Below are 372 nucleotides of genomic sequence, written 5' to 3'. Positions count from 1 at the left end.
GACCTGTTACTACTGTACCACGACCTGAGATTGAGAATACGTCTTCGATTGGCATGATGAATGCACCGTCAATCGCACGCTCTGGCTCTGGAATGTAAGTATCTAAAGCTTCCGCTAATTCTAATACCTTCTCTTCCCACTTCGCTTCGCCGTTCAATGCACCTAATGCTGAACCTTGAATTACTGGTAAGTCATCACCTGGGAATTCGTACTCAGAAAGAAGTTCACGAACTTCCATCTCTACTAATTCTAATAACTCTTCGTCATCTACCATGTCACACTTGTTCATGAATACGATGATGAATGGTACACCAACCTGACGTGATAATAAGATGTGCTCACGTGTTTGTGGCATTGGACCGTCTGTCGCCG

General features: G+C 44.4%; 1 protein-coding gene. It reads right to left on the bottom strand.

What is annotated here, in order from left to right; genetic code table 11:
- A partial coding sequence (locus ACSLUH_RS19680; protein WP_448570087.1) for a GTP-binding protein occupies window positions 1-372 on the bottom strand: 372 nt, incomplete at both ends.

Source organism: Thalassotalea ganghwensis (assembly GCF_053485795.1).
This window is presented reverse-complemented; position numbering and strand designations above follow the sequence as displayed.